The sequence below is a fragment of the Microbacterium sp. KHB019 genome (genome assembly GCF_037285405.1).
Taxonomy (GTDB): domain Bacteria; phylum Actinomycetota; class Actinomycetes; order Actinomycetales; family Microbacteriaceae; genus Microbacterium.
The window spans coordinates 708,487-726,169 of sequence record NZ_JBBDHF010000002.1 but is presented as its reverse complement, the minus strand read 5'-3'; the positions used below and the strand labels follow the sequence as shown (position 1 = coordinate 726,169).

The 17,683-nt window shown below is 66.2% G+C and carries 18 protein-coding genes; 7 read left to right on the top strand and 11 right to left on the bottom strand.

The features are described from left to right. Nucleotides 1-27: 27 nt before the first annotated feature. Nucleotides 28-1,584: a DUF7059 domain-containing protein gene (locus KHB019_RS09890; protein ID WP_325471609.1), complete on the bottom strand. Its 1,557-nt coding sequence runs from the start codon at nucleotides 1,582-1,584 to the stop codon at nucleotides 28-30. 98 nt (nucleotides 1,585-1,682) lie between these two features. Here KHB019_RS09890 and KHB019_RS09885 point away from each other — a divergent pair, with 98 nt between their 5' ends. The 3 genes from KHB019_RS09885 to trxA all read left to right on the top strand — a co-directional run bounded on the left by KHB019_RS09885 (nucleotide 1,683) and on the right by trxA (nucleotide 5,200). Then, nucleotides 1,683-3,752: a DUF6049 family protein gene (locus tag KHB019_RS09885; RefSeq protein ID WP_337458832.1), complete on the top strand. Its 2,070-nt coding sequence runs from the start codon at nucleotides 1,683-1,685 to the stop codon at nucleotides 3,750-3,752. 94 nt (nucleotides 3,753-3,846) lie between these two features. Then, entirely contained in the window at nucleotides 3,847-4,818 is a 972-nt protein-coding gene (gene trxB / locus KHB019_RS09880) for a thioredoxin-disulfide reductase (protein WP_337458831.1), read from the top strand. A gap of 58 nt (nucleotides 4,819-4,876) precedes the next feature. Further along, nucleotides 4,877-5,200, top strand: coding sequence for a thioredoxin (gene trxA, locus KHB019_RS09875; protein ID WP_230104152.1), 324 nt, complete (start codon nucleotides 4,877-4,879; stop codon nucleotides 5,198-5,200). Between the two features lie 75 nt (nucleotides 5,201-5,275). Here the strand turns inward: trxA and KHB019_RS09870 are convergent, their stop codons facing one another. The 10 genes from KHB019_RS09870 to rpmH all read right to left on the bottom strand — a co-directional run bounded on the left by KHB019_RS09870 (nucleotide 5,276) and on the right by rpmH (nucleotide 12,454). Beyond that, nucleotides 5,276-5,611, bottom strand: a complete 336-nt coding sequence (locus tag KHB019_RS09870; RefSeq protein WP_337458830.1) for a tryptophan synthase subunit alpha — start codon at nucleotides 5,609-5,611, stop codon at nucleotides 5,276-5,278. 11 nt (nucleotides 5,612-5,622) lie between these two features. Beyond that, nucleotides 5,623-7,065, bottom strand: a complete 1,443-nt coding sequence (locus KHB019_RS09865; protein WP_230104150.1) for a sugar porter family MFS transporter — start codon at nucleotides 7,063-7,065, stop codon at nucleotides 5,623-5,625. 69 nt (nucleotides 7,066-7,134) lie between these two features. Continuing rightward, nucleotides 7,135-8,109 carry a ParB/RepB/Spo0J family partition protein gene (locus KHB019_RS09860; RefSeq protein WP_230104149.1) on the bottom strand — a complete coding sequence of 325 codons (975 nt, stop codon included), beginning with the start codon at nucleotides 8,107-8,109 and terminating at the stop codon, nucleotides 7,135-7,137. Then, complete coding sequence (locus KHB019_RS09855; protein WP_230104148.1) at nucleotides 8,109-9,032, bottom strand: ParA family protein; 924 nt, start codon at nucleotides 9,030-9,032, stop codon at nucleotides 8,109-8,111. Before KHB019_RS09855 ends, KHB019_RS09860 begins: the two co-directional genes overlap by 1 nt. Before the next feature lie 344 nt (nucleotides 9,033-9,376). After that, a complete protein-coding gene (gene rsmG / locus KHB019_RS09850) occupies nucleotides 9,377-10,000 on the bottom strand; it encodes a 16S rRNA (guanine(527)-N(7))-methyltransferase RsmG (protein WP_443193203.1) in 624 nt (207 codons plus the stop codon). 33 nt (nucleotides 10,001-10,033) lie between these two features. Then, complete coding sequence (locus KHB019_RS09845; protein ID WP_230104147.1) at nucleotides 10,034-10,528, bottom strand: Jag family protein; 495 nt, start codon at nucleotides 10,526-10,528, stop codon at nucleotides 10,034-10,036. Next, complete coding sequence (gene yidC, locus KHB019_RS09840) at nucleotides 10,528-11,595, bottom strand: membrane protein insertase YidC (RefSeq protein ID WP_230104146.1); 1,068 nt, start codon at nucleotides 11,593-11,595, stop codon at nucleotides 10,528-10,530. Before yidC ends, KHB019_RS09845 begins: the two co-directional genes overlap by 1 nt. Nucleotides 11,596-11,598: 3 nt before the next feature. Then, on the bottom strand, nucleotides 11,599-11,949 hold the full coding sequence (gene yidD, locus KHB019_RS09835) for a membrane protein insertion efficiency factor YidD (protein ID WP_230104145.1): 351 nt from the start codon (nucleotides 11,947-11,949) through the stop codon (nucleotides 11,599-11,601). Further along, the gene (gene rnpA / locus KHB019_RS09830; RefSeq protein ID WP_325471606.1) at nucleotides 11,946-12,296 is read right to left on the bottom strand and encodes a ribonuclease P protein component; all 351 of its coding nucleotides are present in this window, start codon (nucleotides 12,294-12,296) and stop codon (nucleotides 11,946-11,948) included. The genes yidD and rnpA overlap by 4 nt, the downstream gene beginning before the upstream one ends. A 20-nt stretch (nucleotides 12,297-12,316) precedes the next feature. Continuing rightward, a complete protein-coding gene (rpmH, locus tag KHB019_RS09825; RefSeq protein WP_005054680.1) occupies nucleotides 12,317-12,454 on the bottom strand; it encodes a 50S ribosomal protein L34 in 138 nt (45 codons plus the stop codon). 323 nt (nucleotides 12,455-12,777) lie between these two features. Here rpmH and dnaA point away from each other — a divergent pair, with 323 nt between their 5' ends. From dnaA to KHB019_RS09805, 4 genes are all read left to right on the top strand, one after another. Then, entirely contained in the window at nucleotides 12,778-14,169 is a 1,392-nt protein-coding gene (dnaA, locus tag KHB019_RS09820; protein ID WP_230104143.1) for a chromosomal replication initiator protein DnaA, read from the top strand. A 424-nt stretch (nucleotides 14,170-14,593) separates the two neighbouring features. After that, nucleotides 14,594-15,736, top strand: coding sequence for a DNA polymerase III subunit beta (gene dnaN / locus KHB019_RS09815; RefSeq protein ID WP_230104142.1), 1,143 nt, complete (start codon nucleotides 14,594-14,596; stop codon nucleotides 15,734-15,736). 232 nt (nucleotides 15,737-15,968) lie between these two features. Continuing rightward, the gene (gene recF / locus KHB019_RS09810; RefSeq protein ID WP_337458829.1) at nucleotides 15,969-17,162 is read left to right on the top strand and encodes a DNA replication/repair protein RecF; all 1,194 of its coding nucleotides are present in this window, start codon (nucleotides 15,969-15,971) and stop codon (nucleotides 17,160-17,162) included. Further along, nucleotides 17,159-17,644, top strand: a complete 486-nt coding sequence (locus KHB019_RS09805) for a DUF721 domain-containing protein (protein WP_230104140.1) — start codon at nucleotides 17,159-17,161, stop codon at nucleotides 17,642-17,644. Before recF ends, KHB019_RS09805 begins: the two co-directional genes overlap by 4 nt. The last annotated feature ends 39 nt before the right edge of the window (nucleotides 17,645-17,683 follow it).

The following is a 17,683-nucleotide window of genomic DNA, read 5'->3' as shown; positions in this document are numbered from 1 at the left end:
GATGCCGGCGGCATTCCCCGAAGCGCGTCAGGATGCCGCGACGAGGAACCCGTCCTGCACGAGCTCGCGGATGCGCGGCTCCAGCTCTGCCCAGAGGTCGGCCAGCGGCACGTCGAACAGGTCGGCGAGGGCGCCGGCGATCTGCGAGACCGTCAATTCGCCGTCGCAGGCGCCGACGAATCCGGCGAGCGCGGTGTCGGCCGAGACGGTCCGCCCGAATCCGCCGCCCTGCCGCAGCTCGATCACGCTCGGATCGTCGTCGCCGGGCATGTAGTGCCGCGCCTCGGTGACATCGGATGCCGTCACGAGAGTCTGCGGGATGCCGTCGCCGAGTACGTCGTGAGCAGCGAGCCCGTCGCGCAGCGCTCTCCCCGGGGCCGAGAGCGGCTGCGACAGCCTCTCGAAGCGCCGGAGGGGCGCGCGGCCGGCGGCGCCCCGTCGCAGCAGAACATATCCGAAGCCGACGGCCGTGACACCGCGGTCTGCGAAGTCGTCGAGCCAGGCTTCGAGCATTCGGCCGAACTTCGACTCACGTGGCGTCGTGCCGCCGTCGCGGATCCACAGCTCGGCGTACTCGAGGGGTGTGAGCTCTTCGCGCTGGACCACCCAGGCGTCGAGGTCCGGCGCGATCCACGATTCGAGGCGGTCGAGACCTGAGGTCGTCGACCCTTCGGCCCCCGGCCCGGTCGAAGGATCGGAACCCGAGGACACCGACTCCCAGTTACCGAGAAGCTGAGCGATCCCGCCAGGGGTGAGATGCGCTGGGGCGGATCGCACGAACTGCTCCACCAGCGCATCGCCGATGAGTCCCCCGTCGCGGTACTCGTACGCCGTGACACCGTCCACCCGGGGCGTGATGACGAACGGCGGGTTCGACACGATGAGGTCGAACGCCTCCCCCTCCACCGGCTCGAACATGCTCCCCAGCTGGAAAGTGATGTTGCTCACCCCGTTCAGTCGCGCGTTCAGCGCCGCGAAGGCCAGTGCGCGCGACGACACGTCGGTTGCGACGACCTCGCCGGCGTGCCGAGACACGAGGAGCGCCTGGATGCCGCATCCGGTCCCGAGGTCGAGCGCCCTGCCTACGGGCGTCGGCACGATCAGCTCCGCCAGGGTGCGGGATGCTCCGCCGACCCCGAGCACGTGATCGGCGGGCAGCTCGGTGCCGAGGGCGAGTTCGTCGAGATCGCTGGCGATCCACCACTCCCCGATGCCGTCGGCGTCCACGAACGACTGCGGTCGCACGAGCGCCGTCGGCACGGCATCCGCGCCGCTCACACGAGCGAGCCCCAGGGCTGCGAGACCTTCGGCGCCGAGCCGCGGCAGCGCCGCCGAGACCAGCGCGGCGGGCTGCGGCATCCCGAGAACCAGCAGACGACCCAGGGTCGCCAGCGCACTGGAGTCGCCGTCGACGGCCCGCAGCAGCGGCTCGCGGACTCCGCGACCGAGGGCGTCATCCGCCTCCTCTCCCCACAGGCGCCGCAGCGGCTCGGAGCGGAAGTCCGAGGCATCCAGGTCGGCGGCGAGCGCCGAGACGAGGGCAGGGTCGGGTACGGGAGGCAGGGCGTCGGACACGGCGGTCACTCTACGCGCCTTCAGGGTTCCCCGACGCCGCCCGCCTAGAATTGCGGGGTCACAACTCACGGGCCGCCGCCACCGCGCGCCCGAGGAAGACCAGAGACTTGATCAGCCCCCGAAACGGCAGACGTGCCCGCGCGCACCGCGGCATCCGCGGTGCGCTGGCGGCGGCCATCGCCGTCGGGGCGATCGCGGCCGGTCAGTTGATCGCCCCGGCATCCGCCGTCGCCGACGTGCAGACGCCGGACGAGGATGCCGTCGTCGAGCTCTCGCTGACCGCCGGCATCCACGGGGTCGTGGCGCCCGATGCGCCGGTGACCGCGACCGTGACGATCGACAACGGCACCGACGCGGCCGTGGCCGCAGGGCGCGTGTCGGTCGAGATCAACAAGACCCCCCTGGCGGATGCTGCGGCGCTGACCGCCTGGCTCGACGGCGGTGACGCCGACGGCGCGTTCACCTCGATCGGCGTCGAGGACTCCGATGAGGTGGCCGCCGCCCAGACCGCGTCGACGACGATCAGCGCGACGACCACCGTGCTCGGCAAGCTGCCCGCCGGCGTCTATCCGATCCGTGCGCTGCTGACGGGGCCGGAGATCACCGAGAGCCCCGGCGCGACGAGCGTGCTCGTGGTCACCGCCGAGAAGGACCTGCAGCTCACCGTCGTCGTGCCGATCACCGCGACGCCGGCCGACGGCAGCCTGCTCAGCGCCGAGGAGCTCACAGCCCTCACCGCGCCCGATGGCGCCCTGACCGCGCAACTGGACGGCGTCGCCGGCACCTCGGCCGCCATCGCGATCGACCCGCTCATCCCCACGGCCATCCGTGCTCTGGGTTCGGCCGCGCCGGCGGATGCCACGTCGTGGCTGGCCCGCCTGGAGTCGCTTTCGAACGAGCGATTCACGCTGCAGCCCGGAGATGCGGATGCGACGATTCAAGCGCGTGCGGGTCTGCCCGAGCTCCTCCGACCGCTACCGCTGTCGCCGTTCATCGACCAGGCGAACTTCGTCGACACCGGCGAAGCCGAGGGCCCGACGCCGAGCCCGACGCCGACGGAGCTCGAGCCGGAGATCCCGACCGACTCCGAGCTCGGCGCGGTCAGGGATGCCGAAACCGACATCCTCTGGCCACTCGGCGAAGCCCGAACCGCCGATCTCGAGACCTTCGACGAGTATCTCGATGCGGACATCACGACGATCCTGCCGTCCTCCTCCGTCGCGGCCGAGAGCAGCGCGCTGGTCGAGGTCGACGGCCACCGTATCCTCGTGACCGATGCCGTCGCCTCCGCAGCGCTGTCGGAGGCCGCCGCCACCGCCGACGAGTCGGATCGGGAGCGCACCATCACGGCGGGCATCGCCGGGCTGAGCCTCGTGCCGCACTCGTCGCTGCTCATCGGCCTCGACCGCAACGAGACTCGCACCGCTGACGCCCTGCGCGAGACGATCCTCTCGCTCTCGTCGATCGGCGCCCCGACGTCGCTCTCCGCGCTGCGCTCAGAGGAGCCGGCATCCACCACGATCGTCGGCGACACCACGACGGCGCGAGCTGACGCGTTGAAGGATCTCCTCGCCGACGAGGTCCGGCTCACCTCGTTCGCGTCGATCCTCGACGACCCGCTCGTACTCCTCTCGCCGGAGCGCATCGAGATCATGCGCCTGATCGGCGTCGGCACCGCGAGCGTCTTCGCGCCGGGGACCGGAGCGCACCGCACGCAGACAACCGTCACCCTGAACTCCGTCGGCGTGCAGCAACCGAGTCCCGTTCAGCTGTTCACGGCCGCCGCTCCCCTGCCGGTGTGGGTGCGCAACGACCTCCCCTGGCCGGTGAACGTGACGCTCACATCGACGCCGTCGGATGCCCGCCTCGACATCGAACCGCTCACCGCTGTGGCAGCGCAGCCGGCGAGCAACACGCGGGTGAAGGTCCCCGTTTCCGCACGCGTCGGCAGCGGCGTGCTCGATGTGCGGTTCAGTCTCACCTCTCCCACCGGGGTGCACATCGGCACCGACCAGACCGCCAAGGTCACGGTGCGCGCCGAATGGGAGGGCATCGGCCTCGGCATCCTGGGCGGCCTCATCGGCCTGCTGCTGATCCTCGGCATCGTGCGCACCATCGTTCGTCGTCGCAAGGACAGCGAGGCGGATGCCGCGACAGAGGCCCCGGCGGCGGAGTAGGTCCGACCCCGGTCACAACAACCGCAGCGGGAATGCCGCGCGGTTACGATTGGTTTCACGCAGGGACGCGTCTGCACGCGAGAAGGAAGAGGACATGCGCAAGGTCATCATCATCGGCTCCGGCCCCGCCGGATTCACCGCCGCCATCTACGCGGCCCGCGCGAACCTCGAGCCGCTTCTGATCGCGAGCTCGGTCGAAGTCGGCGGCGAGCTGATGAACACCACCGAGGTCGAGAACTACCCCGGCTTCCCCGACGGCATCCAGGGTCCCGACTTGATGTCGAAGTTCCAGGCGCAGGCCGAGCGGTTCGGCACCGAGGTCGTGTACGACGATGTGACCTCGCTCCAGGTCGACGGCCCGGTCAAGAAGGTCGTCCTCGGCAGCGGAGCGGAGCACGAGGCCCACACGATCATCTACGCCACCGGCTCTGCGTACCGGAAGCTCGGCATCGAGGGCGAAGAGCGCCTCTCGGGCTACGGCGTCTCGTGGTGCGCGACGTGCGACGGCTTCTTCTTCCGCGAGAAGACGATCGCCGTCGTCGGCGGCGGCGACTCGGCGATGGAAGAGGCCACGTTCCTCACCCGCTTCGCGGACAAGGTCTACGTGATCCACCGCAAGGACACGCTGCGCGCCTCGAAGATCATGCAGGAGCGCGCGTTCGCGAACGACAAGATCGAGTTCATCTGGAACAGCGAGGTCGCCGAGATCACCGGTGGGGATGCCGTCACCGGCGTCACCCTGCGCGACACGGTCGACGGGTCCACCCGCGAGCTGTCCCTCGACGGTCTGTTCATCGCCATCGGCAACGACCCGCGCACCCACCTGGTGCACGACAAGCTCGAGCTCACCGCCGAGGGCACGATCTGGGTCGACGGCCGCTCGTCCCGCACCTCCGTTCCCGGCATCTTCGCCGCCGGCGACGTCATCGACCCGACCTACCGCCAGGCGATCACAGCCGCCGGCTCAGGAACGGTCGCCGCTCTCGACGCCGAGCACTTCCTCGCGGATCTTGAGGACGCCTCGGTGGAGGTCCCGGCTGCCGAGGCAGCCGAGATCATCGCGTAGGGAACAGTTCCGACACCTCTGCTGTTGCAGTGGGTGAACTTCGATCAAGGAGAAGCAGATGACTGCCAAGGTAACGAGCCAGGCGACGTTCGAGCAGGACGTGCTGCAGGCTGAGGGCCCCGTCCTCGTGGACTTCTGGGCCGAGTGGTGCGGACCGTGTCGCATGGTCGCTCCTGTTCTGGACCAGATCCAGGCGGAGCACCCCGACAAGATCACCATCATGAAGCTCAACGTCGACGAGAACCCCGAGCTCGCGATGAAGTACCAGATCACGTCGATCCCGGCGATGAAGGTCTTCCAGGGCGGCGAGGTCAAGACGACCATCATCGGCGCCAAGCCGAAGCCCGCTCTCGAGCAGGACCTCGCCGCGTTCATCGGCTGATCCCGTTTCACTGAAGAACCCGTCCTTCCGTCAGGGAGGGCGGGTTCTTTCTGTTCGGCGGCTCAGCCCGGGATGCTAGGACGCGTCAGCGATCGTGGCATCCCACCGGCGATGCTGCGATCCCTCGCCGAGGAGCCCCCACACGGCCGTCGTGAGCTCCGGATACTCGAGAGCGATCTGCCGCATCACACGGTAGTTGCGCGCTGCGTTCGGGCGAACGCCGTCATTTGCTGCGATGTTGTCAGCCCGCAGGAGGAACACGACGAGCTCGTCGACGCTGGGGAGATCCTCCATGAACTCCCAGGGGTCCTCGCCGCTGAGCAACCGCTCCTGGATGAGCACAGCCAGCTCGTCCGACGCCTCTGCGCGCAGCACCTCGAGGCTGGCGCGGCGGGGGACGGCTTCAGACATGCTTCCAGAGCCTACGCGGGCTTCTTGCCACCGCGGCGCGGCAGGTTCACGACATCCGTCATCGTCTCGAGCTCCCGCCCCTTGGTCTCCGGCACCTGGTAGAAGACGAAGAAGAACGACACCAGCGCGAAGAACGCATAGAAGCCGTACGCGAACGTGAGCCCGATCTCGGCGAACGCGGGGAACGTCGTCGAGATGAAGAAGTTCGCGACCCACTGCGCTGCCGCGGCGACGGCCAGTGCTCCGGCGCGGATCTTGTTCGGGAACATCTCCCCCAGCAGCACCCACACGAGCGGGCCCCAGGTGGCGCCGAAGAAGACGACGAAGCCGTTCGCACAGACCAGAGCGATCAGCGACCACGGCTGCGGCAGGGTGACAGCACCGTCCTCGAGCGTGCCGAACGAGAAGGCCAGCGCCATCATGCCGAGAGTCACGGCCATGCCGATCGATCCGATCATGAGCATCGGGCGGCGGCCCACCCGATCGACCAGCAGGATGGCGACGATCGTGACCACGATGTTGGTGATCGATGTGATGACCGAGGTCATCAGGGCGCTCGACTCGTCGAAGCCCACCGACAGCCAGAGCGTCGTCGAGTAGTAGAAGATCACGTTGATGCCGACGAACTGCTGGAAGACACTGAGCAGGATGCCCACCCAGACGATGGGCTTCAGACCGAAGCGGTCACCTCTCAGATCCTTCAACGACTCGTTCTTCTCGTCGCCGAGACTCTCGCGGATCTCCTCGATCTTGAGGTTCACGTCCGTCTCGCCGGTGAAGTCGTACAGCACCTGCGAGGCCTTGTCGACCTTGCCTCGGGCGACGAGGAACCGCGGGGACTCCGGCAGTCGGAGCGCCATGATGCCGTAGACGATGGCGGGGATCGCTTCGACCATGAACATCCATCGCCAGGCGTCGATGCCGAGCCACAGGACGTTCGCCGCCGAGCCCGCGATGTTCGCGAGCAGGGCGTTCGAGAGCAGAGCGGTGAAGATACCGGTGACGATGGCGAGCTGCTGGAGAGAGCCGAGCCTGCCGCGGACCTTAGCCGGCGAGACCTCGGCGATGTAGGCGGGGGCGATGACGGATGCCGCACCGACACCGAGACCGCCGATCACACGCCAGACGATCAGGTCGATGACACCGAAGGCGAGTCCGGATCCGATGGCCGAGACCAGGAACAGGATCGCCGCGATCACCATGACCGGGATGCGCCCGAGCTTGTTCGCGAGACTTCCGGCGAACCATGCGCCGATGGCGCAGCCGATCAGCGCGGACGAGACCGCGAAGCCCTGCAGGCCCGGTCCGAGCTCGAAGGCCCCGGCGAGGGCATCCACGGCACCATTGATGACCGCGGTGTCGAACCCGAACAGGAAGCCGCCGAGCGCTGCCGCGATGCTGATGCCGATGACCCGGCCGTTGAGCCGGCCTGCTTTGCTCTTGTTCTCGGACATGTGCCCTCCCCCGTCTCGGTCCACTCTAGGAGCCGGACGGGGACGGGGCGCGGAGACGGGCGGAATCCGTCAGGATCCGTACTGCTCCTCACCCAGCTCCGAGAGGATGCGGTTGAGGTCCTGGATTGACGCGAATTCGATCGCGACCTGGCCTTTTCGCGCGCCGAGTGTGATCTTGACGCGGGTGTTCAGGCGGTCTCCGAGCTTGCCGGATACCTCGTCGAGGTACGCACGGCGCGCGCCCGGCTGGGGCTTCACCTTCTTGGCGCCGGCCGCTGGCAACGCCTTGGCGGCTGCCTCGGTCGCACGCACAGAGAGGTCCTCGTTGATGACCTTGTCGGCGAGCTTCTGCATCTGCTCCGGGTCGTCCAGCGACAGCAGGGCGCGGGCGTGACCGGCCGACAGGACTCCCGCCGCCACGCGCTGCTGCACGGGAACGGGAAGCCTGAGCAGACGGATCGTGTTGCTGATCTGTGGGCGGGACCGGCCGATGCGGGTGGCCAGTTCCTCCTGCGTGATGCCGAAGTCCTCGAGGAGCTGCTGGTACGCGGATGCCTCTTCCAGCGGGTTCAGCTCTGACCGGTGCAGGTTCTCCAACAGGGCATCGCGGAGCAGATCTTCGTCGGCGGTGTCGCGGACGATCGCGGGGATGGTCTCGAGGCCGGCTTCTCGTGCGGCGCGGGTGCGCCGCTCCCCCATGATGAGCTCGTAGTCGCCGTCCGTGTTCTTCCGGACGATCACCGGTTGCAGGACGCCGAACTCGCGGACGCTGTGGACGAGCTCGGCCAGATCCTCCGTGTCGAAGTGCGTACGCGGCTGACGAGGGTTCGGAACGATCGTCGTCGGGTCGATCTGGATCAGGTGGATGCCGGGAACAGACTCGAGCTCGGCCTCCGGAGCATCCTGCTTCTCCGGCTCACCGCTCGTCGGTGGGGCCTGGATCGTCCCTCCGGGGAAGAACACGTCCACCGGACGCGCCGAGGTCTGGTCGGCCGTGGGGATGAGTGCGCCGATTCCTCGACCGAGCCCAGTGCGCTTCGCCATCAGTTCTCCTTGCTCTGCGTCTTGTGGGACGCGATCTCGACAGCGGCCTCGCGGTACGCGATCGCGCCGGCGGAGGACCCGTCGTACGCGATGACCGTCTGGCCGAAGCTGGGGGCCTCGGAAACACGCACCGAACGCGGGATCACCGTGTTCAGGACCTGCTCCGGGAAGTGATTGCGGACCTCATCGGCGACCTGCTGCGCCAGGCGGGTGCGACCGTCGTACATCGTGAGCAGGATCGTCGAGAGGTGAAGACCGGGATTGAGGTGCTTCTGGATCATCTGGATGCTGCCGAGCAGCTGGCTGAGGCCTTCAAGCGCGTAGTACTCGCACTGGATGGGGATGAAGACCTCTGATGCCGCCGTGAAGGCGTTGATCGTCAGCAGTCCCAGCGAGGGCGGGCAGTCGATGATGACGAAGTCGACCGGGTGGTCAGCGATGTACTGGTCGAGGGCGCGGCGGAGGCGGTGCTCACGGGCAACCTGCGACACGAGTTCGATCTCGGCGCCGGCGAGGTGGATCGTGCTCGGCGCGCACAGCAGCGTCTCGGCCTCCGGGCTCTGCTGAACGATGTCGGCGAGCGGAACATCATCGATCAGCACGTCGTAGACGCTCAGGGTCTCCGCATCATGCGGGACCCCGAGGGCTGTGGATGCATTTCCCTGCGGATCGAGGTCGATCACGAGCACCTTCGCTCCGAAGGAGGCGAGCGCGGAAGCGATGTTGACGGCTGTCGTGGTCTTGCCGACGCCGCCCTTCTGGTTGGAAACCGTGAGAACGCGGGTCTCACCCGTGAAGGTGACCTCGACGTTCTCGAGGTTGCGGCGGCGAGCACTCAGATCGGCGATTTCGCGAGCCAGGGGCGTATCGATCCCGAAAGCCTCGTTCGGCGTTGTCTTCTCGGACTGTTTCACGTGAAACATCCACTCCTCTCGATGGCCGCGTTCCACTCTACTTGGCTCCCTCAGTGCTCGGTTACTCGCGGGCGTGAGAGCCGCACGATGTTTCACGTGAAACATTTCCACCGGGCATCCCATGGTCGTTGAGCGAAGCCGTCGCAGACGGCGAAGACGAAACGGGGCGAGCGAGCGAAACGAGTCGAAGCCGCAGCCCGGTGCGGCTTGTCTGCAGGAGGGCTTCGACCCATCGCCGAGGAGCTCCTCGCTCAGCCCGTTTCGTCTCGCTCCGCTCGGTCAACGAACCGCGACCGCATCCACGCACTCCCGAGTCGATGTTTCACGTGAAACATCACTGCCTGCGGAGACGGTCAGACGACGCGAACCTTGGCGCGCACAACGCGCGTCGTCTCGGCTAGGACGCCCTCGCCGAGCACATCCACCCGCACATCGCTCAGCCGGTACTTCTTGAGTTGCTTGGCCGCAGCTTCGATCTCGGCGGAAGCATTCTGCCCCTTGAGCAACGCGAGCTCTCCTCCGTCGCGTACGAGCGGCGCGGTCCAGGGCAAAAGAGTCCGCAACGCGCTGACCGCGCGGGCGGTGACGACGTCGAACTGCTTCGGCACGACCTCTTCGGCTCGGGCCCGAATCACGGTGACGTTGGAGAGTCCAAGCTCGTCTACCTGCTCCGTGAGCCAGGTGACGCGTCGCTCCATCGGCTCGATCAGAGCCCAGGTGACATCGGGGCGTGCGATAGCGAGCACGACACCGGGAAGTCCCGCGCCGGATCCGATGTCCGCCGCGGACCCATGGAACAGCGGTGCAGCGATGGCGCTGTTCAGAACATGCCTCGTCCACAGGCGGGGCAGCTCGAGCGGGCCGATCAATCCTCGCTCTTCTCCCTGCGCAGCGAGGTTCGCCGTGAACGCCCTGGCCAGGTCGATGCGGTCACCGAACAGCGCGGCCGCGGCATCGGGTTCGGTCTCAACAGTCATCCCAGCGACCTCAGCAACGTTTCACGTGAAACATCAGCGCCGGCGGATGACCGTGTGACGGTCTGCGCCCTCGCCGTACGACTCGGAAACGAGTTCGCGGTCAGCCACGATGTCGTGCACCAGCTTGCGCTCGTAGCTCGACATGGAAGGAAGTGAAGCCTGCGATGCTCCCTCGTCCAGTTTCACGACCGCGGCATCCACCAGCTTCTCCAGCTGACGACGGCGAGCGTCGCGTGATCCCCCGATGTCGAGGATCAGACGTGAGAACGAACCGGTCTTGCTCTGCACGGCCAGACGGGTGATCTCCTGCAGCGCCTGCACGGTGTCCGGATCCGCAAGCACGGAAAGACTGGAATCCTCGGACTCGACCGAGACGTACGCACGTCCCTGACGGACGTCGAGGTTCAGGTCGCCGTCGATGTCGGCGATGTCGAGCAGTCCCTCGATGAAGTCGGCGGCGACGTCACCCTCGAGCTCGAGCTGCTCCACGGAAGGTTCAGAGCGCTCTGCGACGTTGTCCACGGCCATCAGTTCGACCCCTTCTTCTTGGCGCGCTTCTTGCTCACCGGCTGCTGACGCTTGGGAGCCTCCTGCTTGGCCTTCTCTACTTCTTCCAGCATCCGCTTCTGCTCCGCTTCGTAAGCCGCCATCGGAACGACCTTGCCCGACGAGTCGATCGCCTTGCCCTTTCGAGCAAGCCTCTCCTCGCGAGCCTTCGCGGCCTCGGAGCCGGGCGTGGGCATCTCGCGGATGACGAGGAACTGCTGGGCCATGGTCCACAGGTTCGAGATGAACCAGTAGACGACGACACCGAGCGGGAAGAAGACACCCGAGAAGATGAAGCCCAGCGGCAGCACGTAGAGCATGATCTTCTGCATCTGGTACGCCTGGCCGGTCTTGGCCTCGGGCGACAGGTTCTTCGAGATGATCTGCAGCTGGGTGAAGAACTGCGAGCCGATCATCAGCACGACGAGAATCACCAGCAGGACGATGGCGATCGTGTTCTGCGTCTCGACAGCCTGACCGAGCGTGCCGTGCAGCGACACAGTTCCGAAGATCGTGGCGTCGTAGAACTCCTTGGTGAGCTCGGGACTGAGCAGTCCGACTCCACCGAGGCCGGCGATGGCATGCTTGCTGACGTCGTTGAGCACGCTGAAAAGCGCGAAGAAGATCGGCATCTGCACGAGCAGCGGCAGACAGCTCGACATCGGCGACGTGCCGTGCTTCTTGTACAGGCCCATGGTCTCGCGGCTCATCGCCTCGCGAGAGAGCTGATCCTTCTTGCCCTTGTACTTCTCCTGGATCTTCTTCATCTCAGGAGCGATTTCCATCATCTTGCGCTGGCTCTTGATTTGCCGCACGAACAGGGGAAATACTGAGGCGCGAACCACGATCACAAGACCGATGATCGACAGGATCCAGGTGATTCCGGATGCCGCCGGCAGGCCCACAGCGGTGAACAGCCAGTGCCAGGCGACCAGGATGAGTTCAACAGCCCACTTCAGGGGCCACAGGATGGTGCCGAGCAGATCGAAGCCGCCACCGGTGTCGGTCGGCGTGGGTGTCGCAGAGGCGAGCAGAAGGTCAAGACCCACTGTTCAGTCCTTTCGAGAAGGTACGACGAAACCTCGTGCGGTCAGGTCGTGTCGGAAATGGTCGTGTGGGCGGACGTCGTCGACGCCGCCTTTGCTCCAGGGGTTGCAGCGCAGGATGCGCCACGCAGAGAGCGCGGCTCCCTTGATCGCACCGTGCTGCTGCACCGCTCCTACAGCGTAAGCCGAGCACGAAGGGTAGTACGCACAGACGTCCCCGTAGATCGGCGAGATCACAGCCCGATAGGCGGTGAGAAATCCCAGCACGAGATTGCGAGGGATGAGCGGGATGCTGCGCGCGACGTCGCGGGCACGCAGATGTCCCGTGCCCATCGCATACGAAGGCAGCGCGCTCATGATGTGGCCTGCGCACGATTCAGACGTGCCAGGCACCGCGTCACGTCGGCTTCGAGTTCGGCGAAGCTCGCTGACGCAGACGCAGGAAGGGCACGGATGACGACATCCGTGCCCTCAGGGACCCCGGCGATCGCGCCTGCGCACACGGCCTTGAGCCGACGGCGCACGGTGTTGCGGATCACAGCGGTACCCACCTGCTTGCTGATGATGAACCCGAATCGGGGTTCGCGCGCTTCCCCCGTCGTCAACATGGAGGTGACGACTCGGGCGCCCCCGCACCGGACACCGCGACGGACGACTGACCTGTAGTCAGTGCCTCGCGTCAGCCGGAACGGACGGGCGAGCACAGCGGTTCCGGGCTCAGGGCTTACGCCGAGAGCTCGGTGCGGCCCTTCGCACGACGAGCCGACAGGATGCTGCGGCCGGCGCGGGTGCGCATGCGAGCGCGGAAGCCGTGCTTCTTAGCGCGACGACGGTTGTTGGGCTGGAACGTACGCTTGCTCATGGAATCACTCCGGGAATGGCGTCACCGGGAGAGTACGACCGGAGACATTGGGGAACTGCCCAGATCCGGGCATAAGTCAACCGATTAAGGGTACGTCTTGGCGGCGCAGAGAGCAAATTCCCCGCGCTGGGCGCCTGGCGCACGAGCCACTTCGCACACCAATTATCCACAACTGCGACTTTCGTGACACGCAGGACACGCCCCCGGTTTTCCACAGGCAGGTTGCCCTGCACAGCTTCGATGACTACCGTGGCATCCGAAGTTATCCACAGGGGAGCCGGGCCGATTCGCCCACCCCGACGCGAGCCACTGCCCGGAGCACCATGTCCTCACCTGCCCAGCCCGACGTTCCGATCTGGGCACAGGTGTTGGAGCTGCTCGATCATGACGATCGTGTCACTCCGCAGCTTCAGGGTTTCCTGAGCCTGGCCGTACCCGCCGGTGTCATGAGCGGCACCCTCTACCTCGACGTCCCCAATGACCTGACCGCGGCGCAGATCAACAAGCGTCTGCGCGTGCCGCTGATGGAAGGTCTGGCGCACCTCGGCCAGGAGGTCACGTCCTTCCGCGTCGTCGTGAACCACGAGCTCGCCGAGCAGCCGACCGCGCCGATCGCGGTCGCCGACTTCGGCCGCCCCGAGGCACCGCGCACCGATCTCACCATCGAACAGCCGACACCGATGCGCCATGAATCGCGCCTCAACCCGAAGTACACCTTCGACAACTTCGTCATCGGTCAGTCCAACCGTTTCGCGCACGCCGCTGCGGTCGCCGTCGCCGAAGCGCCGGCCAAGGCGTACAACCCGCTGTTCATCTACGGCGACTCGGGGCTCGGCAAGACCCATCTCCTCCACGCGATCGGCGACTATGCGCAATCGCTCTACACAGGAGTGAAGGTGCGGTACGTCTCGAGTGAGGAGTTCACGAACGACTTCATCAACTCGATCGCGAACAACCGCGGCTCGGCTTTCCAGGCTCGATACCGCGACGTCGACATCCTTCTCATCGACGACATCCAGTTCCTGCAGGGTCGCGCCGAGACGCAGGAGACGTTCTTCCACACCTTCAACACGCTGCACGATCACAACAAGCAGATCGTGATCACCAGTGATGTCGCGCCGAAGCACCTCACCGGTTTCGAGGACCGGATGCGGAGCCGGTTCGAATGGGGTCTCATCACCGATGTGCAGGCTCCCGACCTCGAGACCCGTATCGCGATCCTCCGCAAGAAGGCGCAGAGCGAGGCGCTGCACATCCCCGATGACGTCCTGGAGTACATCGCCACGATCGTCTCGTCGAACATCCGTGAACTCGAGGGCGCCCTGATCCGCGTCTCGGCCTTCGCGAGCCTGAACCGCTCGCCGCTCGACATCTCGCTCGCCCAGACCGTTCTGCGCGACATCGTCGACACGGCGGAGGACAACATCATCTCGCCGACCGACATCATCTCGGCGACCGCTCAGTACTTCAAGCTCACCGTCGACGATCTGTACGGCTCGAGCCGCTCGCAGCAGATCGCGACGGCTCGGCAGATCGCGATGTACCTGTGCCGGGAGCGCACGAACCTGTCACTGCCCAAGATCGGGCAGCTCTTCGGCAACCGCGACCACACGACGGTGATGTACGCATACAAGAAGATCAGCGACCTCATGAAGGAGCGCCGCTCCATCTACAACCAGGTGACCGAGATCACCACGCAGCTCGGTCGACGCTGAAAACGTCCCCTCGGAAGTCTTGACAGCAGCCGCCGGCATCCCTTTAAATGCCGCTTTGCACATGTGGATAACTTGTGGATGAATACGGTCCGCGCTCGGGACGAATGTGTGCGGATCGCGGCATACTGTGGATAACTCGTCGACGAGCGGATGCGACTGACCACCTGTTTTCGCCCGGATTCCTCACGAATTCCACATCTCACAAACGTGTAGTTCCCTACGGAGCGTTGCTATCCACCGAGTTATCCACAGTATCCACAGGTGTTAACACTGTTAAGAAGTTAATCCTCTAGAGCCGGCATCCGATCACCTCGAAGATGTGGGAAGTCCGGCGTATGGCGCATCTGCGCTCTGGGGATACGATGGGAACCCCTGAGGTGGGTCACGCCTCTCAGGTCATGTAATTCACGACGAGGGAGAGCCCGTGAGGTTCCAGGTCAACCGCGATGTCTTCAGCGAAGCAGTGTCGTTCGTCGTCAAGCTGCTCCCGCAGCGCAATCCGCAGCCGATCCTGGCAGGTGTGCTCATCGAGGCGGGTGACGAGGGTCTGACCCTCTCGGCGTTTGACTACGAGGCGTCGGCTCGCACGACCATCGACGCCACGGTGGACACCCCCGGCACGATCCTCGTCCACGGACGTCTGCTCTCCGACATCGCCAGCCGTCTGCCCAACGCCCCGATCGAGATCGCCGTCGAGGAGGACGGCGGCATCGCGGTCACCTGCGGTTCGGCTCGATTCACGCTGGCTGCGATGCCCGTCGAGGAATATCCGTCGATCCCCGAGGTGTCTGGATCTTCCGGCGTCGTCCCGGCTGACGATTTCGGCACCGCGATCGCGCAGGTCGGGTTCGCGGCATCCCGTGACGACGTCACCCCCGTGCTGACCGGAGTCCAGCTCGAGGTCGCAGGTCACAACCTGAGCCTCGTCGCCACCGACCGCTACCGCGTTTCGCTTCGCGACGTCCCGTGGGATGGCGAAGCCGCCGAGCAGACCGCTCTGGTCCCTGCCCGCACGCTCACCGAGGTCGGCAAGACCTTCGGTCACGCCGGCACGATCCAGGTCGCTTTCTCCGGCAGCGGCGACCGCGAGATCATCGCCTTCACCGCCGGCAACAAGACGGTCACGTCGCTGCTGATCAAGGGCAACTTCCCGCCGGTCCGCCGACTGTTCCCCGAGCAGACCGAGCACTACGCGGTCGTGAACACCGCCGATCTCATCGAGGCGGTGCGTCGTGTCGCCCTCGTGCTCGACCGCGCCGCTCCGCTGCGCTTCACATTCACGTCCGACAGCGTGACGATGGATGCTTCGGGCAGCGAGCAGGCACGCGCATCTGAGTCGGTCGACGCCCACCTCTCCGGAGGCGCCGATGTCACTCTCGGTCTGAACCCCCAGTACCTCACCGAAGCGCTGAGCGCGGTCAAGAGCGAGTTCGTCCGCGTCACGTTCACGTCGAGCGACAATGCGAACAAGCTCAGCCCGGTTCTCATCACGAGCCAGACCTCGGTCGACCAGGCCGGCTCTGACTCGTTCAAGTACCTGCTTCAGCCGAACCTCCTGTTGCGCTGATCCTTCTTCCTCGACTGTTCCTTCATCAGCCGGCCGGTCAGCGTTCCGAGCGAAGCGATGGATGCCTCCGACGGGCTGGCACCGGGTCTGGCGGGAGCCCGGCCGAAGGCCGAGGGAGGGCATGTCCCGACGAAGGCATCCATCGCGTAGCGAACCCACTCGTGAGGTCCGTCACCCGAGGCATCCGTGCCGCTGCGAACTCGGTGTCACACCCCCGAAGTAGGCTGAACCCGTGATTGTGGAGCACCTGAACCTGGTCGACTTCCGCAATTACGCGACCGCTGATCTGAGCCTTCTGCCAGGGCCGAACGTTCTCGTCGGCCGCAACGGCCAGGGCAAGACGAATCTCGCAGAGGCCGTGGTCTTCCTGGCGACTCTCGGATCGCACCGGGTGTCGGCGGATGCTCCGATGGTCCGAGACGGCAAGGACTTCGCGGTGATCCGAGCCCGCCTCTCCGTCGGCGAGAGGCGTGTGCTCACCGAGGTGCAGATCAATCGACAGGGTTCGAACAAGGCGCGCATCAATGGCTCGCCCTCCAAGACGAGCGAGCTCCCCCGGTACGCGCACGTGGTGCTCTTCGCACCGGAGGATCTGCAGATCGTGCGAGGAGACCCGTCCTCCCGCAGAAGATTCGCAGATCAGCTGCTGATTCAGCGCACCCCGCGCATGGCGGGTGTGCTCGCCGACTACGACCGCGTGCTGAAGCAGCGCACGGCGCTGCTGAAGTCGGCCAGGGCTCGCGGCATCCGCGGTGAGGCTCTCACGACTCTGGATGTCTGGGACGACAAGCTGGTCGCTCTGGGATCCGAGATCATCGAGGCGCGCTTGCGCCTGGCATCCGATCTGCAGCAGCCTCTCGCCGATGCGTACACGGCGATCGCGGGCGCCGACCACAAGCCGGAGCTCGAGTGGGCGCTGTCGGTGCGCGGCGGCGACCCGGAAGAGGGCGAGGTCGAAGCATCCGATTCTCGTGGCGCGCTGGCCGACCAATTCCGCGCAGCCCTGCTGGCCAAGCGGAACCAGGAGCTCGACCGAGGACTCACCCTCGTCGGCCCGCACCGCGATGACCTGCTGCTGCGGGTCCGCGACCTGCCGGTCAAGGGATACGCATCCCATGGCGAATCGTGGTCCGTCGCCCTCGCCCTCCGTCTCGCATCCGCCGAGCTGCTGCGAGCGGAGTCCCCCGCCGGCGACCCCGTGCTCATCCTCGACGACGTCTTCGCCGAGCTCGACGCCGACCGGAGACAGCGACTGTCGGGCCTGACGGTCGGGTACGAGCAGGTCATCGTCACCGCCGCGGTCGAAGAGGACATTCCCGAGCCGCTCCACCGGCACGTCGTCCGCATCCATGCGGGTACGATCAGCGACGACCGCGACCCTTCGACAGGCTCAGGGACCGAATCGACAGGAGAGGAGGGCGAATGACCGACGCTGAGACCCCGGAGACGGTCGCGACCTACCTGCGCCTGCGCGGACTCAAGCCCAGCTCCAAGAGCTGGAAGCGCAAGCGCCGCATCCGCGATGACGATGACAACGCTCCGTTCACCCCGGGTCGTGACCCGGGGGCGCTCGGTTCCGTGCTCGACAAGCTCAGCCGCGAGGCCGGGTGGGAGATCACGCTCGCACGTGAAGATCTCGTCCGGCAGTGGGCGGATCTCGCGGGAGCCGACACCGCCAAGCACTCCGAACCGGTATCTCTGGAGAACGGGATGCTCACCGTGAAGTGCGATTCGACGGCCTGGGCGAAGAACCTGCAGTTCATGCGCGCGACCATCCTCACCGAGATCGGCCGGCGCTACCCGCAGGCGGGTGTGGACAACCTCCGTTTCATCGGTCCGGACGTCCCTTCTTGGAAATGGGGGCCCAGAGCCGTCCCAGGGCGGGGCCCTCGCGATACCTACGGGTAGGACACCACGAATGGGGTCCGAGGCGATTTCAGGGCCACA

Bases quoted from the DNA above. Each gene is read 5' to 3' on its own strand.
- trxB (WP_337458831.1), top strand. From the start codon at position 3,847: ATGCGCAAGGTCATCATCATCGGCTCCGGCCCCGCCGGATTCACCGCC.
- trxA (WP_230104152.1), top strand. From the start codon at position 4,877: ATGACTGCCAAGGTAACGAGCCAGGCGACGTTCGAGCAGGACGTGCTG.
- KHB019_RS09870 (WP_337458830.1), bottom strand. From the start codon at position 5,611: ATGTCTGAAGCCGTCCCCCGCCGCGCCAGCCTCGAGGTGCTGCGCGCA.
- KHB019_RS09865 (WP_230104150.1), bottom strand. From the start codon at position 7,065: ATGTCCGAGAACAAGAGCAAAGCAGGCCGGCTCAACGGCCGGGTCATC.
- KHB019_RS09860 (WP_230104149.1), bottom strand. From the start codon at position 8,109: ATGGCGAAGCGCACTGGGCTCGGTCGAGGAATCGGCGCACTCATCCCC.
- KHB019_RS09855 (WP_230104148.1), bottom strand. From the start codon at position 9,032: ATGTTTCACGTGAAACAGTCCGAGAAGACAACGCCGAACGAGGCTTTC.
- rsmG (WP_443193203.1), bottom strand. From the start codon at position 10,000: ATGACTGTTGAGACCGAACCCGATGCCGCGGCCGCGCTGTTCGGTGAC.
- KHB019_RS09845 (WP_230104147.1), bottom strand. From the start codon at position 10,528: ATGGCCGTGGACAACGTCGCAGAGCGCTCTGAACCTTCCGTGGAGCAG.
- yidD (WP_230104145.1), bottom strand. From the start codon at position 11,949: ATGAGCGCGCTGCCTTCGTATGCGATGGGCACGGGACATCTGCGTGCC.
- rpmH (WP_005054680.1), bottom strand. From the start codon at position 12,454: ATGAGCAAGCGTACGTTCCAGCCCAACAACCGTCGTCGCGCTAAGAAG.
- dnaA (WP_230104143.1), top strand. From the start codon at position 12,778: ATGTCCTCACCTGCCCAGCCCGACGTTCCGATCTGGGCACAGGTGTTG.
- KHB019_RS09805 (WP_230104140.1), top strand. From the start codon at position 17,159: ATGACCGACGCTGAGACCCCGGAGACGGTCGCGACCTACCTGCGCCTG.